We start from the raw sequence: 20,994 nt of genomic DNA on the forward strand, positions 1-20,994 counted from the left end.
AGCCATTCCTGCCAGCGAAGGCCAGCGGCCATCGGCCCGCCGCGTCGGTTAGGCTTGCCGCCCCTTCGCACGCGAATCTGCCTCATGCCCATGCCGCTCCGCTTCGGCCTGACCGCCGGCCTACTGCTGCTCGCCAGCCACGGCGCCCACGCCGCCGACCTGCCCGCCGACCTGCTGCGCCAACTGCCGGCCGGCTACCTGCCGCTGGAGACCCTGCGCGCCGACCTGGACGGCGATGGCCGCGCCGACTACCTGGTGGCGCTGCAGCAACGCGGCGAAGCCGAGCGCACCCCGGCGCCGGCGCGACCGCTGCTGATCTTCGTGCAACAGGCCGACGGCCATTACCGGCTGGCCGCGCGCAACGACCGCGTGGTGCTCAAGCGCGACGAGGGCGGCCAGTGCGACCCCTTCACCGACAGCGACGACCCGTTCGCGGCCAAGGGCCGCTATTTCACCGTGCAGAACGGCGTCTCCTGCGGCGGGCACTGGACCGACTTCACCACCTTCCGCTACGAACCCGAGCGCAAGACCTGGCTGTTCCACAAGCGCATCCGCCAGAGCTGGCAGCTGAATTCGGATGCGTCGCCGAACGCCGATGCGCTGCGCAAGACCGCCGACAAGGTGGACGCGGCCGATCCCAAGCATCCGCTGACCTTCGCCGAGTACGTGCCGGACTGAACCCACGCACGCCTGCGCCGCGGCGACGCCGGCGCAAACACCGCGCGGCGGCTGGGACGGCGCGATCGTCTCCGACAACGGCCTGGCCGCCGCCTCGTTGCGCCCGGCATAACCCGCGCCTTGACGCTTCAGCTGCGCACGCGGCAGCGCCGTGGCGGTCTGCTCCGCGGCGGCGGCTGCCATGTCCGACTCCGGCCAGCGCGACGGCGCGGCGACAGGCACGCTGCGCAGCCCATCCGCTGTGGAGCGCCCAATGTCCAGTTTCCTTTGCGTCGGCCTGCCGGCCGCACCGTTCGCCCCGCTGTTCGACCTCGATGCGACGCAGTTGCAGGCGCGCGCCGCGCGCCGCGTCCACGCCGATGCCGCGCCCGGCTTTCCATGCCGGGTCAGCCTGGAAGACGCGCAACCCGGCGAGGAACTGTTGCTGCTGCACTACCTGCACCAAGCGGCGCAGACGCCGTACCGCGCCGCCGGACCGATCTACGTGCGCCGCCACGCGCGCACCGCCGTGCCGATGCCGAACCAGGTGCCGCCGGCCATCGCGCGCCGCCTGATCTCGCTGCGCGGCTACGACGCCGAGGACATGATGATCGCCGCCGATGTGCATGCCGGGGACACGGTCGCGGCGGCGATCGTGCAGGCCTTCGCCGATCCGCGCGTGCGCTACCTGCATCTGCACCATGCGCGCCAGGGCTGTTTCGCGTGCAGGGTCGAGCGGGTGTGAGCGCCAGGCCGGGAACGCGGGAGGCGATCTGGTGCCAATCGCCAACGAACGATCGGGACGGGAAGCATCGACCACCAGCGACCGCCTGACGCCAGGTGCAGCGGAACGCGCCCTGCGCGATCGCCCAGTGATTCCCTGCGCCGGCCGGGCCGCAAGGGACGCGACGGCCAACGGATTCCCGGCCTGAACGGCCTGAATGCCCGCCCACAAAAAAGGCCAGGAAACCTGGCCTTGTTTGTGTCCGATCAGTATTTGACCAGCGGGAACTTCAGATCCGGGTGGCGCGCCTTCCATTCGTTGTAGGCGGCGGTGCCTTCCCAGGCGGCGAAGGCCTTCGGGGTGCGGCCACGGCCGGACCAGGTCTCGCCGGTATGCGGCAGCTGGTACTTCGGCTTGACCTCGCTGCGGCCGCCGGCGGACTTGGCGCTGGCCGCCTTCGGCGCGGCGCTGGTCACGTACGCGGCGATCTCGTTGCGCTGCTTGGCGCTGAAGAACTCGGCGAACTGCTCCAGCAACGACAGGATGTTGGCATGGGCGGCGCTGGTCTCGCCTTCGCGCGCCTGCTTCTCCTGCTCTTCCAGCTTGCGCATTTCTTCCTGCAGCTTGGCCTTGGCTTCGGCGATTTGTTGCAAGTTGCGAACTTCCGTCATGTTTCGAGGACCCGTATATAAAAATTTGGAACGGACGGAATATTTCATCCGGAACGAGGAAATCGCCTGATGGGCGATTTCGGCCCGCGAGTATATCGAGTCCGCCCAGCAACTGCCGGAATGGCGGCCCGGCCGTGGCCATCACGCCACGCGCCGCTGGCGCCACGGTTGCAGATCCGGCGCGCGCCGTGCGTGCGCCGCCGGCAGCGGCATCGCGCTCGATCGCACCGCCCCTCTTGGCACGCGCACCCCTAGCCAGTTAGACTATGCGTCTGATGTGGGGCGGTAGCTCAGCTGGGAGAGCGTCGCGTTCGCAATGCGAAGGTCGAGGGTTCGATCCCCTTCCGCTCCACCATCTTTCCGTCCTAGACGGTGCAAACGAGGCCAGAAAGCCCTGCGACACAAGGCTTTCCGGCCTTTTTTGTTTCCGAGGCAGTCTAGCCGAGACCGCGCAAATCCGGCGGTAGCTGACGGTAATTTTGGCGGTAGCAAGGGCATCCCCTACCCTGTTACCGTCAAGGAGCCGCCCAATGCCTCTCACCGATACCGCCATCCGTAAAGCGAAACCCGCCGCCACGCCTCAGAAGCTGCGCGACGGCAACGGCCTGTATCTGCTGCTACGACCCGACGGCGCACGCTGGTGGCGCTACGACTATCGCCGCCCGGTCACTGGCAAGCGCAACACCCTGTCGTTCGGCACCTATCCGGAAGTGAGCCTCACGGACGCGCGAGAGAGACTGGCGGAAGCGCGCCGCCTACTTGCGGCCAAGATCGACCCCGGCGAACAGCGGAAGGCCGTCAAGGCCGCTGGCGAGGCCGCCGCCGCGAACAGCTTCGAGGTCGTCGCCCGAGAGTGGTTCGCCAAGCAGCAGAAGGATTGGAGTACCCAGTACTCGGACAAGATCATCCGCCGCTTGCAGAGCGACATCTTTCCCTGGATCGGCAGCAGCCCCATCGCAGCCATCACCGCCCCGGAACTGCTGAAGCACCTGGAGCGGATCGAACAGCGAGGCGCCATCGAGACTGCTCATCGAGCCTTGCAGACCTGCGGCGCAGTCTTTCGGTACGCAGTGCGTACTGGCCGGGCCGAAGCCGATCCGACAGGTGCATTGAAAGGAGCGCTGACTCCCTGGCGATCCATGCCGTTCGCTGCTGCCACCACATCGGAGGAAGCGACGACCGTGCTGCGGAAGATTGACATAAGCACCAGCCGGCCAGTGGTCAGGAGTGCCCTGCGACTGGCACCGTTGCTGTTCGCCAGACCCGGCGAGCTTGTCCGCATGAGGTGGGCGGAGTTGGACCTTGACGCCGGACAGTGGCGTTACTTCGTGACCAAGACCAAGCGCACCCATATCGCCGCCCTTTCGACTCAGGCAGTGGAAATTCTGCGCGACCTACACCCCCTTACCGGACGCGGCGAGTTCGTTTTCCCTGGTGGGCGCGACCCTCGCAAGCACATGTCTGGCAATGCCATTTTAGTGGCAGCGCGACGCTGCGGCATCGAGAAAGACGAAAGCACCATCCACGGCTTCCGACACATGGCAAGCACGCTACTGAACGAAATGGGCCGCTGGAACCCCGATGCAATCGAATCCGCCCTAACCCATAAGATGCCTGGAGTGCGCGGCATCTACAATCAAGCACAGTATTTGGACGAACGCCGCAAGATGATGCAGGCTTGGGCGGACAACCTCGACACATTGAAAGCTGACCCTGCGAACAAGGTTGTTCTCTTCAAGCACAGAGTGACGCGTGGGTAAGCTATAAGCCGTGGGCGGGGCATCTTTTCCGAGCGCCCCGCCCTTCGCCTACGCCACCAGAATCATCAAACGATTGGCTTGCTACGCATTGCTCGGTGCAGTAAGACGAACGACTCGCGAGCACGCACAAGCCCCATCCTCATTTCGGTAATGGAGTCCACGGACTTACCCATGTAGAAGGCCACATCGTCAGGCGATCCGATCATGCCTTCCAGCACCTCAAGCTGAGCCCCCGCAATGAGTGGGTTCGCCAACTTGCCGTAACTCAGGGAATCTGCAAGGCTCTTGAGGCAGATTGCAATAAAGTAGGTTTTCTCTGCGGCATCGGCTCCCGCTTCCGCTGCGACGAAATCCGCTTTGGCTTTCACTGCTGAAGCAAGTGCCTCCACGGCATTGATACTTTGGCGGAACCGCCAGAAGCTCCACAGGTACCGCGCAAGCCAAAGACCCGCTGCGCATACCGCGACCGTTCCTATGAACTCAAGCATTGCGCCTCCTGCGGCAACGGCATCTGTATCGTTTCGGTGGCTACTGCTGACTGGGCGAACCAGTGCATTGGAACTCAACGGTCACTCGCCTTGATCCGCAGTTTCCGAATCCTCGGCGCGACAGGCATTCGGTACTCTGCGAACCAAACGGCTCTGCGCCCTTGTACCCCCAATTCCTGCACTTCTGAGTGGCAAGTTGGACGGCCTCTTGTTCGCTCAAGTCGGGACGCTGGAACTCATTGCGCTCGTACGAAAGCGCAATCACACCATCTGCGCGGCTCGCTTTGGTTACCAGCCAGTCGGCATGAGTGGCACATGCGCCGACAAGCAGTACGACAGCCGCCGCACCGCAAAACTTCAATTTCATGGTGAACCCCCTTGGCATTCGGACCCTAGTTGTACAGGGCAGTCGCAGAGCTGTCCGAGCGCTCCACCAAGGAATGATAGAAGAGCCAGGCACCTATGTCACTCATAGAGGGTGTCCTCATAGGGCGTGGTCCGATAGAGGTTGCCACCGCATCGTTCTCACATGCCAGAGAAAGCGATGCCAACCGATCCCCGTGTCCTGTTTGGGCTGCGACTTGCCGAGGTCCGTAAGGCCAAGGGACTCTCCCAGGAACGTCTTGCCTTGGAGAGCGGGTTGGCGCGTAGCTACCTGGGCGGCGTCGAGCGTGGACAGCGCAACATCGCGCTACTGAACATCTACCGCCTTGCCGAGGCGCTGGGCGTGCATCCGAGCTGCTTGCTAGAGCCAACATCCCCCACCAAAGCTCGGTAACTTCAGGTATCGGCCAATCAGGCCATATCCATAAGTCATTGATTTTTAAGGAAAACTAATTTTGGTACACCTACGGCGAAGGGACGCATCTTTCGTTGGCGCGTACCTTGGCACCCAGTATTAGCTGCCTCCTATCAGTAGCAGCAAGCTCAGGAAGCTGTGCGCGTCTCCTTTGAACACCTATTAGGAGACAACCATGAAATACGACGCGGTAATGGAACAGTTCAAACAAGCCCAAACTCGCCTGATCAAGATTGGCGAGATACGAACCCACGACGCTCTGCAACCACGTGTTGCCCGCTTGGTACCGTTCAAGGACAAAGGGCGAGCCGAGGAAAGCAGCGAGCAACATATTGCTACGCTTCGCTTGGTACTGGAAGCGGCGGAGGATAAGCAGCTTGATCCGATTTGGCTCGCCGACATTGGTAGCGCCGAGCCGGTAGAAACTGGCTTGTATGTGGTCGATGGTCACCACCGCCTGAGGGCATACCAACAAGCAGGCAGAAAGCAAGTTCCGGCTGGTGTTTTAGCCCTAGATTGGCGGACGGCCCCGGTTGTTTCCAAGCTGGTGAACTGCACTGGCAGATCGCTCGCTCTTCACAACGAGCAGCGCCGGGACGCGGCTTGGCAATACCTTGCAGATCTAACGCATCGAGGAGCTATCGAGCTTCCCAGTGTTGGGGAGTCTTTACGCTCTGTCGCCGCTCGATTTGGCATCAGCAAGAGTACGGTAAGCAGCATGCTCACCAATATGCCGCACGTCATCGCTACAGAGTTCCACACGCTGGCGATAGACCCCGGCACGGGTTGGCCGAGGTGGCGACATGTACGCGAAGCAAAGAACCCTTGGCAAACAAGCCTGCCTAGCTCGGACCAGCAGCAGCTAGACCGGGATGCAGAAAGGGTTGCGCGCCACATAGTCAAGCTCGTGGATGGCTCATCCCCAGCCGTGCGCGCCAGAGCGCTTGAGATGCTGGCGAACGACGAGGTGAGTGCCACAGATCAACTCGCATCGGTGGAGCTTCTTGCTCCCTTCAGCCCAACACGCCGCCCTGTCCCAATTAGGACACCCGCTGTCTCAGCGCAACCGGCACATCTGGACAACTGACAGCCCCAGCCTGATTTGACCGCACTGCCGGCGGGAGATGAAACAAGATTTTCGCTGCGAAATTACGCGGCAGTCACTTAAACCATCCAAGGCCCAGCCGCCCCCATGCCGCCCCCTCCGGGGAAAGCTGCCCGACGGCAGGCACCACACCAACCCAAAGGCTCGCTGCAATCTCATGCAGCGGGCCTTTCTCATTTCAAGGAAGCCATGACGACTCAACCACAGACGACACTGCCGTATCACTTCATGCGCTTGCCCGAGGTTATCGCGACCGTCGGCGTCAGCAAGTCCACGCTCTATGCCTGGGCCGCTGCGGGCAAGTTCCCGAAGCCCGTACAATTCCCCGGAGGCAACATTGCCGCTTGGGTCTCCACCGAAGTGGCCGCATGGATGAGTGCAGCGGTAGACGCACGCAATGGTACGCAGGGCCTAGCCGCATGAGTTTGGCGGTAACTATGGCGGTAACAGCGCTCACCGCGCCGGAAATACCTATTGCATTACAGTCACTTGCAGGTATTATTCGGGAGCCTTCCGCCCACCACTTTTCAGACGAAAGCCCCGGAGGCGACTCCGGGGCTTTTTTGTGTGTTCGAGCAACCGCACTCCGCAAGCGCGGGCGGCACACGCCGCCTGCGCGACCGGCTCAGCCCGCCTTGTCGCCGGACTTCGGGCCGCGCTCGTGCGCCTCGCGCAGCTTCTGATCCTCCAGCCCGGGACGCTGCTTGGCCACCGCGTCCTGATCGCGGCTCTGCTGGCCCTGCTGGATGCCCTGCTGTTCGTCGTGCTGATCGTCTTTGTCTGCCATCGTCCGGCCTCGCTTGCATGGGCGGATGCCCGCTTCCGGACACCCTAGCGAGGACGCCGTGATGCGCGTATCACGAATGGCGCATGCGCGCGTGCCACCTTCGCTGGCGCCGGCCCGGCATCGCCGCGGTGGCGGCTCACGCGGCGGCCGGCAGCACCGGCGCGTCGTCCATCCGCAACAGCCGCGTGCGCTCCAGCAGGACCACCAGGCGCCCCTCCAGCTTGCCCACGCCCTGCATCAGGTCGCCGCGAATGCCGCTGCCGAAGGTCGGCGCCGCCTCGATCTGCTGCGGCGCGATGTCCATCACTTCGCTGACCGCGTCGACCAGCAAGCCGAACGCCTGGTCGGCGCCGTCGCGCTCCAGCGTCGCGATCACCACGCAACTGCGCCGGGTGACGTCGCTGGCCGCGCGCCCGAGCCGCAGCTGCAGATCCACGATCGGCACCACCGCGCCACGCAGGTTGATCACCCCGCGCACGCACGCCGGCATCGACGGGACCGGCGTCGGCGCGCGGTACTCGATGATTTCATTGATGCCCACGATGCTCAGGCCGAACAGTTCCTGCCCCAGGTGAAAGGTCAGGAACTGCAACGGAGCGTGTGCGTCGTGCGCCTGCGCCGAAGCGTCATTGGTCGTGTCGTGCATCGTCTCGGCCTCTAGAAATTGACGAACTGCGCTTCGTCGGGGGATTCGACCATCGCGTAGGCCGGCGCCAGCGTGCGCGGCCGCACCGCCTTGGCGCGCGCGCGCGCCGGGCGCACCGTGCCGGTCCGCGGCCGCTCCGCGCGCGTCGGCAGCGCCCCGTGGTCGCGGCCCAGGCGGAAGAACGCCATCGCCTGCTGCAGCGACTCGGCCTGCGAACTCATCTGCTCGGCGGTCGCCGCCAGTTGCTCGGAAGCGGTGGCGTTCTGCTGCGTGGTCTGGCTCAACTGCGACACCGCCAGGTTGATCTGGGTCACCCCGGAGGACTGCTCCTGCGAGGCGGAGGCGATCTCCTGCACCAGGTCGGAGGTCTTCTTGATGCTGGGCACGATGGTTTCCAGCAGGCCGCCGGCGCGATCGGCCAGCGCCACGCTGTTGGCCGCGACCTCGCCGATCTCCTGCGCGGCGACCTGGCTGCGCTCGGCCAGCTTGCGCACCTCCGCGGCGACCACCGCGAAGCCCTTGCCGTGCTCGCCGGCGCGCGCCGCCTCGATCGCCGCATTCAAGGCCAGCAGGTTGGTCTGGTAGGCGATGTCGTCGATGATGCCGATCTTCTGCGCGATCTGCTTCATCGCGTGGGTCGAGGCCAGCACCGCTTCGCCGCCCTGCACGGCCTCCTTGGCCGCCTGCGCCGACATGCCCTCGGTGATGCGCGCGTTGTCGGTGTTCTGCGCGATCGAGGCGGTCATCTGCTCCAGCGACGCGCTGGTCTCCTCCACCCCGGCCGCCTGCTCGGTGGCCGCCTGGCTCAGGGCCTGCGCGGTGGCGCTGACTTCCTCCGACGAGCCGGCCAGCGACTGCGCGCTGTTGTTGACGTCGCCGACCACCTCGGCCAACCGATCGACCATCGCCTGCAAGGCGACCATCGCGCTGCTGGTGTCGTTGCCGCGGGTCGGCACCTGCACGGTCAGGTCGCCCTGCGCGATGGACTTGGCCACGGCCATCACCACGCTGGGCTCGCCGCCCAGTTCGGTCATCAGCGAGCGCGTGATCAGGAACCCGATCGCCAGCGCACACAGCGCCGCGACCAGGCTGCCGGCGATCAGGGTGATGCTGGTGCGCCGCTCCAGTTGCTCGGCCTCTGCCGCGCGCGCGGCCAGCAGCGCGCTCTCGGCCTGGCGCACTTCGGCCATCTTGTCGCGCATCGCATCCATGTAGGTCTTGCCGTTGGACGAACGCACCGCGGCCGCCAGTTCCTCCATCGTGGCCTTGCCGCCATTGACGTTGTGGCGCAGCGCGATCTGCGAATGCACCGCCTGGCTCAGCCATTGCTCCTGGGTCTGCTTCAACTCGGTCAACCGCGACTGCTGCTTGGCATTGTCCGCGGTCAGCTCGCGCGCCGTCTTCAGGTGCTGCTCGAACTCGGTCAGGCCGGAGCGGTAGGGCTGCAGAAACGCGTCCTCGCCGGTGAGCGAGAAGCCGCGGGTGCCGGTCTCGATGTTGATCAGGCTGCTGAGCGCGCCGTCCACTTCGGCGATCACCTTGTAGGTGTGCGTGTTCCAGTAGTTGGCCTGCGACAACGCGGTGACGTTGTAGTAGGCCGTGGCGGCCAGCGCCAGCAGGATCAGCAGGATGACCGAGAACCCGCCGTAGAGTTTGGTCGATATCTTGGTGTTCTTTATCACGGCATTCGCTCCAGAATGGGATGCTCGCTATCGAAAACAGAAGGCGCGAGGACGCACCATCGCGTCCCCGCGCGGCGCCTCAGGCACGGCCCAGCAACGCATCGGCGCGGTCCGGCTTGGCGCTGCCCGGCCGACGCGTCGCGACCGCGCGCTCGCGCCCTGTCGAGCGCCCGCGCGGGTAGCGCGGGGTCGCTTCCGCATCGCCGTCGTCGAAGTGCGCGACGCCGCCGCGCGCCAGTCCCGGCAGATGGAAGAACGCCATGCTGTTCTGCAACTGCAGCGCCTGCGAACTCATCTCCTCGGCGGTCGCCGCCAGTTCCTCGGAGGCGGTGGCGTTCTGCTGCGTGGTCTGGCTCAGCTGCATCACCGCCGAGTTGATCTGCGCCACGCCCGAGGCCTGTTCCTGCGAGGCGGCGGCGATCTCCTGCACCAGGTCGGAGGTCTTCTTGATGCTGGGCACGATGGTCTCCAGCAGATGCCCGGCCTTCTCCGCCAGTTCGACGCTGGAGCCGGCGACCTCGCCGATCTCCTGCGCGGCGACCTGGCTGCGCTCGGCCAGCTTGCGTACTTCTGCGGCGACGACCGCGAAGCCCTTGCCATGCTCGCCGGCGCGCGCGGCCTCGATCGCCGCGTTCAGCGCCAGCAGATTGGTCTGGTAGGCGATGTCGTCGATGATGCCGATCTTCTGCGCGATCTGCTTCATCGCCGCGACCGTGGCCACCACCGCTTCGCCGCCTTCCAAGGTTTCCCGCGCCGCCTGCGCGGCCATGCCATCGGTGATGCGCGCGTTGTCGGTGTTCTGCCCGATCGAGGCGGTCATCTGCTCCAGCGAGGCGCTGGTCTCCTCCACCCCGGCGGCCTGCTCGGTCGAGGCCTGGCTCAGCGACTGCGCGGTCGCATTGACCTCCTCCGAGGCGCCGGCCAGGGTCTGCGCACTGGCGTTGACCTCGCCGACCACCTGCTGCAGCCGGTCGACCATGCGCTGCATCGCCAGCAGCAACTGGCCCGCCTCGTCCTTCGACGCGCTCTCGATCACCACGCTCAGGTCGCCCTCGGCCAGCGCATTGGCCACCTCCACCGCCTTGCCGATCGGCTTGGTCACGCTGCGGCTGATGAAGAAGCCCAGGCCGACGCCGAGCAGCACGCCGACGACGATGATGGTGGTCAGCATCCTGGCGCCGCTGACGTGGATCGCGCGGGTTTCGGCGCTCGCCTCGGCCGCGCGGGTTTCCTTGATCGCGGCCAGTTCGCTCATCAGCCCGTCGAGTTCGTCCGACGCGCCGCGCACCTTGGCCGACAGCGCGCTCAGTTCCGGATTGGCATGCTGGAGCGGCTCGCGCGCGACCTTCTCGACGAACTCGCCGCGATGCAACAGGTACTGCTTCCATACCTCGTCGAAGCGCGCCAGTTTGGCCTTGGACTCCGGGCTGGTGAACGAGCCGCGCGACTTGGCGACGGAATCGACCACGGCGGCGGTGTACTTGTCGAGGCTGGCCAGGTGCTTGGCGCGCTCCTCCTGCGTGGTGGCGAGCTGCAGATTGGCGCGCGCACGGCCGGCGTAGATCAGGTTGATGTTGGCTTCCTTGATGCTGGACAGGCCGAGCAGCTCGCGTTCGTACAACTGCGTGGCGTAGTCGTTGATGCGCCCCGAGTTGCGGATGCCGATGGCGCCGATGCAGGCGCCGATGGCCGCCACGATCAGAAACGCGCAGGTAAGCCTGGTACCGATCTTCATATTGCCCAACATGATGTTTCCCCGATTGTGTGTTCGCGACCGCGACGACTGGGAGCGGCCTCGACGGTTGCCCTGTTCGCGATTCGGTGGAATCGGGAACGACCGTCAACGTGCGTGCGGTGCGATTGCCTTGCTGGTCCTCGCCCGTTGCCTGAACGCTATCGGCGCTCGCAGAAGCCGTCTTTAATCGGCGCGGGCGCTGCGGAATTCGGCATACACCCGGGAATTTTCACGCTAGCGATGAATACGCATCGCGCCTTTTGCGGCGCATCATTGCGGGACACGGCACGCTGTAACGCGCGTGCAATGTGCGTGCAGGAGTTGTTCTGTAAGCGAAATCGCGCGGTAAACAGCCCCAAAATTTCTGGGATGAGAACCTAATTTATTTGTAGACAACACGTGAAAATTTGCAGTGCCGAGCGCCGCGCCCCCGCACGTCTGAACGAACTAAATTGATGAACAGGGACCTCAGCGACGCAGCGCTTCAGCGCAGTCCGGCGAGCATCGCGGCGATGGCCTCGCGTGGGCCGGACGGCGCCGCCTCGGCGAGGCGTTGTCGCGCAACGATCGCGTCGGCGGCAGACATGTCCTGCAACGGCTCGAAACGCTCCGCCGCCCACGTCGCCATCGGCAGGCCATCGCGGTACAGCACCCGCGCGCCTGGCACGCGCGGTACCCGCGTCCCCGGCAGGACGCTGCCGAGCAGGTTGGCTGGATCGGCGGCGGCGACGCACAGCCAGGCGCCGTCGTGCGGCTGGCGACGGATCTGGCGCAGCAGGCCGATCGCGTCCGGCAGCGCGAACTGCTCACCGGACAGCCCGCTGATGAAGCGCCCGCCACGGATTTCGCCGCGCGCCTCCAGCCGGCGATAGACGCGCAGCAACTCGCGCCATGGCGGCAGCCACGCCGCCTCGCGCTCGAGCAGGCGCCAGCACACCACGCCGTAACGGCGCAGCAGAGTGCGCGCGACGTGTTCGACGGCGGCGCCGTGCGCGGCCGCATCGCCGCCATCGCCGGCCGCGCGCAGCAGCGCCCAGCGGCCCGCGTCCTGGATGCCGGACAGCGGCACGCGCCGGCGCCGCCGCGACAGCGCCGATGGCCGCTTGGAGGCCGGCACCAGCAAGGCGCGCAGCCCGGCGTAGCTGTCGCAGTGGATGCGGCCGACCGCCACCAGTTCCGCCAGCGCCTCCTCCAGCTCGGTGGACAGCAGCCGCGTGGCGTCGGCGATCTCGTCGAAGAACGAGGCGCCGTGCGCGTCCAGGTACGTGGCGACCTTCTGCGCGCGCGATCCCAGCGCCGCCGGCGCGGCCGCGGCCGGCAGCAGCCGCGACCACTGCGCGACGCTGCGCCGCGGCAGCAACAGGATCGGCGTGCTGCGCAACGATCCCGCGCCGGCCGCTGCGCCCGCCGCGGTCGCCGCCGACGGGCGCAGCCGCGTCCACAGCGTGCGTCCGGCGCTGCACAGTTCGTCCAGCCAGGCCGGGGCGTAATCGCGCACCCGCGCCGGCAGCAGCTCGCTTTCCCACAGCGCCGCCGGCGCCTCGAAGCCTTCCAGTTGCGCCAGCACGCTGGCCAGCGCCTCGGCGCCGGCGACGCGGCCCTCGCCGTCCAGGTGCTGCCAGCGGAACAGGAAGCGCGCGTAATCGCGCGGCGCCACCGGTTCGATCTCGCGCCGCAGGCGGCCGAGCGTGTAGCGATGGATGCGCGCCAGCAGATGGCGTTCGCACCATTCGTCGGTGTCGGTCTCGGCGCTGAAGCGGCCGGGTAGCACGTAGCCGTCGCCTTGCAGCGCCAGCAAGGCCGCCTGCACCTCGCGCAGCGGCAGCCGCAGCGGCGTCGCCAGGGCAGCCGCGGTGGTCGGGCCAAGCGCGCCCAGGCGCGCGCGCAGCAGCTCGCGCACGGCCTCCTCGCGCTGCCAGGCATCGATCGCATAGCCGTCGGGCACGGCGATGCGCGGCTGCGCGACGGCCCGCGGGTACAGCGGCGCGACCAGCGCCAGCGCCTCGGCCGCCACCCACAGCGCGGCACCGGCACCGTCGATGTCCTGCAGCAGGGTGGCGCGCGCGTCGGCCGCCAGTTCCGCCAGCCAGGCCGGCCATCCGGCCTGCGCCGCGGCTTCGGCGGCCTCCAGCGCGCCGAGCGCGAGCAGCGCCTCGTGCATCTCGTCGCGGCTGCGCGGTTGCGGCCAGGCCTCCTCGCGCACCGCGGCGATCGCCTGCGGATCCAGCCGGCCCAGGTCGTCGGCGCTCTCCGGATCCTGGTAGCGGCGGCTGTGCACGGCCTGGGTACGGCGCTCCTCCAGCGGCGCGTCGTCGAGGAAGGCGTACGGCCGCGCGTCCAGCGCCTCGGCCGCCAGCGGCGACGGCGCGGCCAGGTCGCGCGCCAGCACGCGCACGCCGCCGTCCTCGATGCCGCGCAGCAGCCGCAGCCAGCCCTCGCTGTCCATCGCCTCGTGCAGGCAATCGTGCAGCGTCTGCGCGACCAGCGGATGCTCCGGGATCTCGCGCTCGCCGACCAGGTTCTCGGCGCAGGCCACCTGGTCGGGGAACACCGTCGCCAACAGATCCTCGGACTTCATCCGCTGCAGCTGCGGGGCGACCTTGCGGCCGCCGGTGAAGCGCGGCAGCGCCAGCGCGTTGGTGGCGTTCCAGCGCCAGCGCACGCCGAACAGCGGCGCTTCCAGCAAGGCCTGCACCAGCACGTCCAGCGCCGAGGACGTGTGCAGATAGCGCAGCACCTCCTCCAGCGCGAAGCTGTGCCGCGTGGACAGCGACAGCACGATCGCGTCCTCGGTCGCGGCCGCCTGCAGTTCGAAATTGAAGGTGCGGCAGAAGCGCTTGCGCAGGGCCAGGCCCCAGGCGCGGTTGATGCGGCTGCCGTACACGCTGTGGATCACCAGTTGGGTGCCGCCGCTGTCGTCGAAGAAGCGCTCCAGCACGATGCGGTCCTGCGTCGGCAGCGCGCCGAGCGCGGCATGGGCGCGGCCGAGGTAATCGACCAGTTGCTGCGCCGCGGCCGCGTCCAGCGCCAGCTCCCCGCCCAGCCACGCCAGTGCCTGCGCCGCCCCACCCTGCTCCAGGCAGCGCTCCACCTGCGCGCGCAGCCGCGACACGCCGGCCGACAGTTCGTCGCTGCGCCCTGGCGCCTCGCCCAGCCAGAACGGGATGTTGGGCGGCGCGCCGCGCGCGTCCTCCACCCGCACCCGCCCCGCTTCCACGCGCAGGATGCGGTAGCTGGCGTTGCCGAGCTGGAACACATCGCCGCTGAGGCTTTCGACCGCGAAGTCCTCGTGGACCGTGCCGATGGTCTCGGCCTGCGGCTCCAGCAGCACGCTGTAGTCGCCGGTCTCCGGGATGGTGCCGCCGGAGGTCAGCGCCGCCATGCGCGCGCCGCGGCGTTCGCGCACGCGGCGATGCACCGCGTCGCGATGCAGGTAGCCGGCGCGCGGGCCGAGCCGGGTGCTGAAGCCGTCGCTGAGCATCCGCAGCACCGCGTCGAAGCGGTCGCGCGGCAGGTTCGCGTACGGCCAGGCACCGCGCACCAGCGCGAACAGCGCGTCCTCCTCCCATTCCTGGCACGCCACCTCGGCGACCAGTTGCTGCGCCAGCACGTCCAGCGGCGCGTCGAGCATGTGCAGCGCATCCAGCTCGCCGCGGCGCACGCAGTCCAGCAGCGCGGCGCACTCGACCAGATCGTCGCGCGACTGCGGGAACAGCCGCGCCTTCGGCGTCGCGCCGACCGCGTGGCCGGAGCGTCCGGCGCGCTGCAGGAAGCTGGCGATCGAACGCGGCGAGCCGAGCTGGCACACCAGGTCCACCTCGCCGATGTCCAATCCCAGCTCCAGCGAGGCGGTGGCGACCAGCACCTGCAGCTCGCCCGCCTTGAGCCGCTGCTCGGCGAGCAGCCGCGCCTCGCGCGCCAGGCTGCCGTGATGCGCCGCCACCGCCGCGTTGCCGAGCAGTTCGCCCAGATGCCGCGCGGCGCGCTCGGCCATGCGCCGCGTGTTGACGAACACCAGCGTGGTGCGATGCGCGCGCACCAGCTCGGCCAGGCGCGTGTACACCTGCTGCCACTGGTCGTTGGACATGCTCGCGCTGAGCGGCGTCGGCGGCAGCTCCAGCGCCAGATCGCGGGCGCGCGCATAGCCGATGTCGACGATCGCGCAATCGGGCGTGCCGTCGCGCACCGCGGCGCTGCCGACCAGGAAGCGCGCGACCGCGTCGATCGGCTTCTGCGTCGCCGACAGGCCGATGCGCAGCGGCGGCGTCGCGCACAGCTGCTGCAGACGCTGCAGCGATAGCGCCAGGTGGCTGCCGCGCTTGTTCGCGGCCAGCGCATGGATCTCGTCGACGATCACCGTGCGCACGTGGCGCAGCGCCTCCCGCCCCGATGCCGAACCGAGCAGCACGTACAGCGATTCGGGCGTGGTCACCAGCACGTGCGGCGGCCGCCGCCGCGCCTGCGCGCGCTCGCGCTGCGGAGTGTCGCCGGTGCGCACCGCGGTGCGGATCTCCATGTCGGGCAGGCCGAGCGCGGCCAGTTCGGCGCGGATGCCGGCCAAGGGCGCCTCGAGATTGAGCTGGATGTCGTTGGACAAGGCCTTCAGCGGCGACACGTACAGCACCTGGGTGCGATCGGCGAGCGCGCCGTCGCGCAGGCCTTCACGCAGCAGCGCATCGAGCGCGGCGAGAAATGCCGTGAGCGTCTTGCCGGAGCCGGTCGGCGCCGCCACCAGCGTATGCCGCCCGTCCAGGATCGCCGGCCAGGCGGCGGCCTGCGCCGGGGTCGGCGCGGCGAAACGCCGCTCGAACCAGCGAGCGACGGCGGGATGGAAGCGGTCTTGCAGCAGCGACATGCGGTCTCCTGCGGCGCGCGGCGCGCGGCCGACGGAAGCGGAACGTCGCGATTGTCTCACGCGTGTCTCACGCGACAATCGCGACGACGGCGATACGGTGCGAGATGGCGACGTCGCCGCCGCGGATCAAGCGCGCACATGCGGCGCCGCTGTTTTCACGATGATTTGACGGTTAATCGTTCATCGGGAAATGCACTGTCTACCACAGTGCCCGCATTGCGCGGTTATGTTGGCGCTCGTCACGTTTGCCTCGTCTGCACGGCAGCGAACGCGACCTGACACTCGCTCGGGGGAGGCATGCATGCGGCATTGCAGCATGATCGGACGGCAGCGTCGCCTGTATCGCAATCGCCGGCATGTCGGCCTCGGTTCGGCACGTGCGCTGGCCACGCTGGATCGCGCCTGCCGCCCGCAGCGATGCGCACGTGCTGGTCCGTAGGCGTTCGCGCGATGCGTGCGGCGCTGCTGCAACCGGCGCTAACCGGATCCCGGCTTTCCTCATTCCATTCCGTTACCCGCAAGGAGCATCGTCAATGGCACAAAGCAGCCCGAACGCTTCCACCGCCCACTGGGTCCAGCGCGTCAACGACAGCAGCGATGCGCTGGATCTCACGCCCAGCGTGTTCGAACGCGACGATCCGGTGTCCATCGCCCGTTCGCTCAAGCATTCCGCCGACCAGAGCGCACGCCGCCGTACCGGCCCCTATCGTTCGGCGATGTCGATGCTGACCTTCTACATCAACCGTGCCGGCAAGCAGTTGCCGGCGCAGCGCCGCGAAGTGCTGGAGCAGGCCAAGGACGAATTGCGCAGCCTGTACGGCAAGCCGCGCAGGAACGGCGCCGCCGAATGAGCGCTGCCGTGCCCGCCGCGCCGCCGCTCGGCGGCGCGCGCAGCGCACCCGCGGCCGGCTGACCGCCTGCGGGCGCTCCGCGATTGCCCTGCGTCGCCCCACGGGCGCATGATCCAGACATGACCAAGCAACCCGACGTTTCGGACCAGGTCGAGCAAGCCGCCGATCCCGCCGACAGGCGCGCTCCCCTCGCCTCGCCGATGAGCGAGGACGCGGTGCTGCTGTCGCGCATCATCCTCGCCCAGGGCGAGATCGCCGCGGCCGGCAGCGATCCGTTGCAGGTGGTCAACGTGGTGACCCGCCGTGCGCAGGAGTTGACCCGCTCCACCGGCGCGGTGGTGGAAATGCGCGACGGCAACGACATGCTGTACTGGTCCGCCAGCGGCACCGCCGAGCAGCACCTCGGCCTGCGCCTGCCCAGCGACGGCAGCCTGTCCGGCTTGTGCATGCGCAGCGGCCAGGTGCTGCAATGCGACGACTCGGAAGAAGACCCACGGGTCAATCGCGACGCCTGCCGCAAGGTCGGCCTGCGCTCGATGCTGGTGGTGCCGCTGCGCTACGGCGACCGCGGCATCGGCGTGCTCAAGGTGATGTCGCCGTACCGCAACGGCTACACGCCGCAGGACGTGCGCACGCTGGAGATGCTGGCGACCCTGGTCGGCGCGACCCTGGCGCTGGCGATGGACCGCGCCGCGCTGCAGACCGACGTGGCGCGCCGCCAGAACGCGGAAAAGCACGCGTTCCGCGAGAAGGCGGCGATCGCCACGCGCATCCGCGAGGTGGTCGCCAACGAACGCCTGCAGATCGTGACCCAGCCGGTGCTGGCGCTGGCCTCGCAACGCATCGTCGGGGTCGAGGCGCTGTCGCGGTTTCCGTCCAACCCCGCGTTGCCGCCGCTGCGCTGGTTCGACGATGCGGGCAAGGTCGGGCTAGCGGTGGAACTGGAACTGGCCGCCGCGCGCAAGGCGCTGGACCTGCTGCCGCAGCTGCCGGCGCCGCTGTACCTGGCGATCAACGTCTCCGCGCAGACCCTGCTGCACCCGCAACTGGACGCGCTGCTGCAGGGCCACCCGCTGTCGCGGGTGGTGCTGGAGATCACCGAGCAGCTGCAGCCGCCGGACTACCCGCGCCTGTCCGAGCGCATCGCCGCGCTGCAGCGGCAAGGCCTGCGCATCGCGCTGGACGATGCCGGCACCGGCTTCGCCAGCCTGCGCCACCTGCTGCACCTGGCGCCGGACATCATCAAGCTGGACCTGACCCTGACCCGCGGCATCGATGCCGAACCGCGGCGCCAGCGGCTGGCGCTGGCGATCCTGTCCTTCGCCGCCGAAACCAACGCCAGCGTGATCGTGGAAGGCATCGAGACCGAAAGCGAACTGGCGACGTTGCAGGCATTGGGGGTGCGCTACGGACAGGGCTACCAGCTCGCGCACCCGGGGCCGCTGGCGGCGCACCTGGCGCGCTATCCGGCGATCGAGGACGGCATCGGCTAAGTCCCCGCGCGCTCGAGCGAGCGCGCCGCATTCCGTGTAGGAGCGGCTTCAGCCGCGACACAACCCCACTGGTGCCGCCCTGCCGCGGCTGAAGCCGCTCCTACACGCGAGCGTCGATCCGCTTCCGCGGCGCCCATGAAAAAAGCGGGCCGAAGCCCGCTTTTTCCTGGAATCGCGCTGGAGACGTGCGGCTTATTCGGCCGACACGCCCTCGCCTTCTTCCACGGCCTTCATCGACAGGCGGATGCGGCCCTGCTTGTCCACTTCCAGCACCTTGACCTTGACCACGTCGCCTTCCTTCAGCTTGTCGCCGACCTTCTCCACGCGCTCGCTGGAGATCTGCGAGACGTGCACCAGGCCGTCCTTGCCCGGCAGGATGGTCACGAACGCGCCGAAGTCCATGATCTTGGCGACCTTGCCTTCGTAGATGCGGCCCGGCTCGACGTCCGAGGTGATCTGCTCGATGCGCGACTTGGCGGCCTGCGCGGCGATCGCGTTGACCGAGGCGATGACGATGGTGCCGTCGTCCTGGATGTCGATCTGGGTGCCGGTTTCCTTGGTGATCGCCTGGATGGTGGAACCACCCTTGCCGATCACTTCGCGGATCTTGTCCGGGTGGATCTTGATCGTCAGCAGGCGCGGCGCGTAGTCGCTCAGCTCCGCACGCGGGGTGGTCAGCGCGCTGGCCATCTCGCCGAGGATGTGCAGTCGGCCGGCCTTGGCCTGCGCCAGGGCCTGCTTCATGATCTCCTCGGTGATGCCTTCGATCTTGATGTCCATCTGCAGCGCGGACACGCCCTCGGCGGTACCGGCGACCTTGAAGTCCATGTCGCCCAGGTGATCTTCATCGCCCAGGATGTCCGACAGCACCACGAAGTCGTTGCCTTCCTTCACCAGGCCCATGGCGATACCGGCCACCGGCGCCTTCACCGGCACGCCCGCGTCCATCAGCGCCAGCGACGAACCGCAGACCGAAGCCATCGACGAGGAACCGTTGGATTCGGTGATTTCCGAGACCACGCGGATGGTGTACGGGAACTCTTCCATGGTCGGCATCACCGCCAGCACGCCGCGCTTGGCGAGGCGGCCGTGGCCGATCTCGCGACGCTTGGGCGCGCCGAAGCGGCCGCACTCGCCCACCGAATACGGAGGGAAGTTGTAGTGGAACAGGAAGTTTTCCTTGTACTCGCCTGAGACCGCGTCGATCACCTGGCCGTCGCGGGCGGTGCCCAGCGTGGTGACCACGATCGCCTGGGTCTCGCCGCGGGTGAACAGCGCCGAGCCGTGGGTGCGCGGCAGCACGCCGGCCTTCACGCTGATCGGGCGCACGGTGTCCAGCGCACGGCCATCGATGCGCACCTTGGTGCTCAGCACCGAACCGCGCATGGTCTGGTACTCCAGCTCGCCGAACTCCTTGGACAGGTCGGCGGCGACCCAGCCTTCGGCGGCGGCGCGCGGCGCCAGCTGCGCCAGCACGTCCTTCTTGATCGCCGAGATCGCATCGCGGCGCTGCAGCTTGTCGCGCACCTGGAAGGCCGACGCCAGCTGATCGCCAACCGCTTCCTTCAGCGCGGCGATCATGGCCTCGTTCTTGGCCGGGGCGACCCAGTCGGACGGCTTGGTGCCGGCTTCGACGGTCAGCTCGTTGATGATGTTGATGACCTTCTGCATCTCGCGATGACCGAAGGTGACCGCGCCCAGCATCACTTCCTCGGACAGCAGCGCGGCTTCGGACTCGACCATCAGCACCGCGTTGGCGGTACCGGCGACGACCAGCTCCAGCTGCGAGTCCTTCAGCTCCGACACGGTCGGGTTGAGGATGTATTCGCCGTTCTTGTAACCGACCTTGGCGGCGCCGATCGGACCGTTGAACGGGGTGCCGGCCAGCGACAGCGCGGCCGAGGCGCCGATCAGCGCGGCGATGTCGCCGTCGATGTCCGGGTTCATCGACATCACCGTGGCGATGATCTGCACTTCGTTCTTGTAATCCTCCGGGAACAGCGGACGGATCGGACGGTCGATCAGACGCGAAATCAGCGTCTCCTTCTCGGTCGCACGTCCCTCGCGCTTGAAGAAGCCGCCGGGGATGCGGCCGCCGGCGTAGAACTTCTCCTGATAGTCGACCGTCAGCGGGAAGAAGTCCTGACCTTCGCGCGCGCTCTTGGCGGCGACGGCGGTGACCAGCAGTACGGTGTCGTCCATCTTGACGATGACGGCGCCGCCGGCCTGGCGGGCGATCTCGCCGGTTTCGAGGGTGACGGTGTGCTTGCCGTACTGGAAGGTTTTGGTGATTTTTGCCACGGGGTTTCCTTGGATGATGCTGTCTTCGAATGGACCGCTGACGGCCCATGCCGCTGGCGGGTGGCCGGGAGGATCCGGCCGGTGACGCGGAGCGATCCCCGGGTCACGGTACTACCCAAAACAAAACCGCGGCGCATCGCTGCGCCGCGGTGGGGTTCGTTGCCTCAGCGACGCAGGCCGAGCTTCTCGATCAGCGCCTTGTAGCGCTCGCCATCCTTCTTCTTCAGATAGTCGAGCAGGCTGCGGCGGCGGTTGACCATCTGCAGCAGGCCGCGGCGGCTGTGGTGGTCCTTCTTGTGGGTCTTGAAGTGGCCGGTCAGCTGTTCGATGCGGGCGGTCAGCAGCGCGACCTGCACTTCCGGCGAACCGGTGTCGGCGGCGCCGCGCTTGTTTTCTTCGATGACTTTCTGGGTGTCGATGGACATGTGGTGTTTTCTCTG

General features: G+C 67.5%; 17 protein-coding genes, 1 tRNA gene and 2 pseudogenes. 9 read left to right on the forward strand and 11 right to left on the reverse strand.

The features are described from left to right. Nucleotides 1–84: 84 nt before the first annotated feature. Nucleotides 85–678, forward strand: coding sequence for a hypothetical protein (locus AB3X07_RS14755; protein ID WP_369939350.1), 594 nt, complete (start codon nt 85–87; stop codon nt 676–678). Between the two features lie 253 nt (nt 679–931). Further along, nucleotides 932–1,402: a DUF1203 domain-containing protein gene (locus AB3X07_RS14760; protein ID WP_369939351.1), complete on the forward strand. Its 471-nt coding sequence runs from the start codon at nt 932–934 to the stop codon at nt 1,400–1,402. A gap of 245 nt (nt 1,403–1,647) precedes the next feature. Here the strand turns inward: AB3X07_RS14760 and AB3X07_RS14765 are convergent, their stop codons facing one another. Then, on the reverse strand, nt 1,648–2,052 hold the full coding sequence (locus AB3X07_RS14765; RefSeq protein WP_369939352.1) for an H-NS histone family protein: 405 nt from the start codon (nt 2,050–2,052) through the stop codon (nt 1,648–1,650). Nucleotides 2,053–2,331: 279 nt separating this feature from the next. Here AB3X07_RS14765 and AB3X07_RS14770 point away from each other — a divergent pair. After that, a tRNA-Ala gene (locus tag AB3X07_RS14770) sits at nt 2,332–2,407 on the forward strand. Nucleotides 2,408–2,582: 175 nt separating this feature from the next. After that, on the forward strand, nt 2,583–3,812 hold the full coding sequence (locus AB3X07_RS14775) for a tyrosine-type recombinase/integrase (RefSeq protein WP_279583837.1): 1,230 nt from the start codon (nt 2,583–2,585) through the stop codon (nt 3,810–3,812). A gap of 65 nt (nt 3,813–3,877) precedes the next feature. Here the strand turns inward: AB3X07_RS14775 and AB3X07_RS14780 are convergent, their stop codons facing one another. Together AB3X07_RS14780 and yecR are read right to left on the reverse strand one after the other, a co-directional pair. After that, a complete protein-coding gene (locus tag AB3X07_RS14780; protein WP_369939353.1) occupies nt 3,878–4,300 on the reverse strand; it encodes a hypothetical protein in 423 nt (140 codons plus the stop codon). 40 nt (nt 4,301–4,340) lie between these two features. Further along, the gene (gene yecR / locus AB3X07_RS14785) at nt 4,341–4,685 is read right to left on the reverse strand and encodes a YecR family lipoprotein (RefSeq protein WP_080640090.1); all 345 of its coding nucleotides are present in this window, start codon (nt 4,683–4,685) and stop codon (nt 4,341–4,343) included. A 159-nt stretch (nt 4,686–4,844) separates the two neighbouring features. Here yecR and AB3X07_RS14790 point away from each other — a divergent pair, with 159 nt between their 5' ends. The 3 genes from AB3X07_RS14790 (at nt 4,845) to AB3X07_RS14800 (ending at nt 6,627) form a co-directional block, all read left to right on the forward strand. After that, nucleotides 4,845–5,078 carry a helix-turn-helix domain-containing protein gene (locus tag AB3X07_RS14790; RefSeq protein ID WP_040942302.1) on the forward strand — a complete coding sequence of 78 codons (234 nt, stop codon included), beginning with the start codon at nt 4,845–4,847 and terminating at the stop codon, nt 5,076–5,078. A gap of 196 nt (nt 5,079–5,274) precedes the next feature. Continuing rightward, entirely contained in the window at nt 5,275–6,186 is a 912-nt protein-coding gene (locus tag AB3X07_RS14795) for a ParB N-terminal domain-containing protein (RefSeq protein ID WP_369939354.1), read from the forward strand. Nucleotides 6,187–6,393: 207 nt separating this feature from the next. Then, nucleotides 6,394–6,627, forward strand: a complete 234-nt coding sequence (locus AB3X07_RS14800) for a helix-turn-helix transcriptional regulator (RefSeq protein WP_011347765.1) — start codon at nt 6,394–6,396, stop codon at nt 6,625–6,627. A 202-nt stretch (nt 6,628–6,829) separates the two neighbouring features. Here AB3X07_RS14800 and AB3X07_RS14805 read toward each other — a convergent pair whose 3' ends face one another. The 6 genes and pseudogenes from AB3X07_RS14805 to AB3X07_RS14825 all read right to left on the reverse strand — a co-directional run bounded on the left by AB3X07_RS14805 (nt 6,830) and on the right by AB3X07_RS14825 (nt 15,909). Then, nucleotides 6,830–6,991, reverse strand: coding sequence for a hypothetical protein (locus AB3X07_RS14805; RefSeq protein WP_369939355.1), 162 nt, complete (start codon nt 6,989–6,991; stop codon nt 6,830–6,832). A 136-nt stretch (nt 6,992–7,127) separates the two neighbouring features. Then, nucleotides 7,128–7,637 (reverse strand): chemotaxis protein CheW, encoded by a 510-nt coding sequence (locus AB3X07_RS14810; RefSeq protein ID WP_369939356.1) that lies wholly within the window; start codon nt 7,635–7,637, stop codon nt 7,128–7,130. A gap of 11 nt (nt 7,638–7,648) precedes the next feature. After that, nucleotides 7,649–8,542, reverse strand: a pseudogene (locus AB3X07_RS22950) (methyl-accepting chemotaxis protein); the annotation flags it as partial. 291 nt (nt 8,543–8,833) lie between these two features. Then, a pseudogene (locus AB3X07_RS22955) lies at nt 8,834–9,319 on the reverse strand (CHASE3 domain-containing protein); the annotation flags it as partial. A gap of 79 nt (nt 9,320–9,398) precedes the next feature. Beyond that, nucleotides 9,399–11,066, reverse strand: a complete 1,668-nt coding sequence (locus tag AB3X07_RS14820) for a methyl-accepting chemotaxis protein (protein ID WP_369939358.1) — start codon at nt 11,064–11,066, stop codon at nt 9,399–9,401. Nucleotides 11,067–11,538: 472 nt separating this feature from the next. Next, nucleotides 11,539–15,909: a DEAD/DEAH box helicase gene (locus tag AB3X07_RS14825; protein ID WP_369939359.1), complete on the reverse strand. Its 4,371-nt coding sequence runs from the start codon at nt 15,907–15,909 to the stop codon at nt 11,539–11,541. A gap of 533 nt (nt 15,910–16,442) precedes the next feature. On the opposite strand from AB3X07_RS14825, the gene AB3X07_RS14830 reads away from it, so the two are divergent. Both AB3X07_RS14830 and AB3X07_RS14835 read left to right on the forward strand, forming a co-directional pair. Next, nucleotides 16,443–16,760: a DUF3175 domain-containing protein gene (locus AB3X07_RS14830; RefSeq protein ID WP_369939360.1), complete on the forward strand. Its 318-nt coding sequence runs from the start codon at nt 16,443–16,445 to the stop codon at nt 16,758–16,760. Nucleotides 16,761–16,879: 119 nt separating this feature from the next. After that, complete coding sequence (locus AB3X07_RS14835; RefSeq protein ID WP_369939361.1) at nt 16,880–18,253, forward strand: EAL domain-containing protein; 1,374 nt, start codon at nt 16,880–16,882, stop codon at nt 18,251–18,253. Nucleotides 18,254–18,445: 192 nt separating this feature from the next. Here AB3X07_RS14835 and pnp read toward each other — a convergent pair whose 3' ends face one another. Together pnp and rpsO are read right to left on the reverse strand one after the other, a co-directional pair. Next, the gene (pnp, locus tag AB3X07_RS14840) at nt 18,446–20,554 is read right to left on the reverse strand and encodes a polyribonucleotide nucleotidyltransferase (protein WP_369939362.1); all 2,109 of its coding nucleotides are present in this window, start codon (nt 20,552–20,554) and stop codon (nt 18,446–18,448) included. A 164-nt stretch (nt 20,555–20,718) separates the two neighbouring features. Next, entirely contained in the window at nt 20,719–20,979 is a 261-nt protein-coding gene (gene rpsO, locus AB3X07_RS14845) for a 30S ribosomal protein S15 (protein WP_019797620.1), read from the reverse strand. Nucleotides 20,980–20,994: the final 15 nt, after the last annotated feature.

Origin of the sequence: Xanthomonas sp. DAR 35659 (assembly GCF_041242975.1) — a bacterium.
Lineage (GTDB): Bacteria > Pseudomonadota > Gammaproteobacteria > Xanthomonadales > Xanthomonadaceae > Xanthomonas_A > Xanthomonas_A medicagonis.